Here is a 1,069-nt window from a genome sequence, read left to right on the forward strand (position 1 = left end):
GTCGTCCGGGCCGGCCGCGAAGGGGCGCGGCCGGCGGCGGCGCAGGAGGTCCTTGACGAACCGGCGGACGCCTCGAGTGCTCACGTGTCCATCCCTTCCGCCAGCTGGGCCGCCTGGCGCAGCGCCCGGTGCTGCAGCACCTTCGCGTTGCCGACGGTCGTGCCCAGCTGCTCCGCCGCCTCCTTCAGCGAGCAGGCCTGCAGGAACCGCAGGCGCAGGATCCGCCCGTAGCGCTCGGGCAGCCGCGCGAGGATGGCCTCCGCGCGTGCCAGGACGCCCGGGTCCACCGTGCCCGCTTCGAACGCGGCGACGTCGTGCTCCTCGTCCAGGGTGGTGATCTCCCGCCCGAGCGTGCGCCGCCAGTGCCCGGCCAGCACCGTCCGCGCGGTGGCCAGCAGGTACGCCCGGACTTCGCCCACGCTCGCCGAGACGCGCAGCGGCCGCAACGCGGTCAGGAAGACCTCGGTGGTGAGGTCCTCCGCGTCCGGCCGGTTGCCCACCTTCGAAAACATCAGCCGGAAGACGCGGTCGACGTTGTCGCGGTAGACCGCCTCCCAGTCCGGGTAGACGTCCGCGCCGACCGCGTGCAGCCGCGGCCGCGGTGCCGCACCCGCTTCGTCCTGTTCGGCTTGTTCGGCGCGTTTGCGCCGGAACCGCTGTGCCACCGGCACCTCCCCGACTCCTCTCTCAGGGATACGCGCCCGGGTTACGCCGTAACCAGTGCCCGTATCGGTGAACGGACCCTCCGACGACCTGGGGAGCGAAATGACCACATCGATGTCGCGCCGGAACCTGCTCGTGGCGAGCGGAGCGGCCGCCGCCGCGCTCGCCCTGCCCGCACCGGCCACGGCCGCACCCGCACGGGGTGGCGCCGACGTCGTCCTCGCCTGGAACCGGCAGCTGCTGGCGATCGTGCGCACGCCCGGCCAGCAGCCCGCGAGCGTGCACCCGACCCGGAGCTTCGCGCTGCTGCACGCGGCGATCCACGACGCCGTCGTCGCGACCACCGGCACCGGGCGGCCGTACCTGTTCACCGTCGACGCCCCGGCCCACGCGGCCCCGGAAGCGG

2 protein-coding genes are annotated in these 1,069 nt (G+C 74.3%); one reads left to right on the plus strand and one right to left on the minus strand.

The features are described from left to right. Window positions 1-80 precede the first annotated feature (80 nt). Window positions 81-671: an RNA polymerase sigma factor gene (locus G3I65_RS23495; RefSeq protein WP_160698024.1), complete on the minus strand. Its 591-nt coding sequence runs from the start codon at window positions 669-671 to the stop codon at window positions 81-83. Between the two features lie 94 nt (window positions 672-765). Between G3I65_RS23495 and G3I65_RS23500 the strand changes: the two genes are divergently transcribed. Then, a partial coding sequence (locus G3I65_RS23500) for a twin-arginine translocation signal domain-containing protein (protein WP_203612482.1) occupies window positions 766-1,069 on the plus strand: 304 nt, incomplete at its 3' end.

The sequence above is a fragment of the Amycolatopsis sp. SID8362 genome, assembly GCF_010550475.1.
GTDB classification, from domain to species: domain Bacteria; phylum Actinomycetota; class Actinomycetes; order Mycobacteriales; family Pseudonocardiaceae; genus Amycolatopsis; species Amycolatopsis eburnea.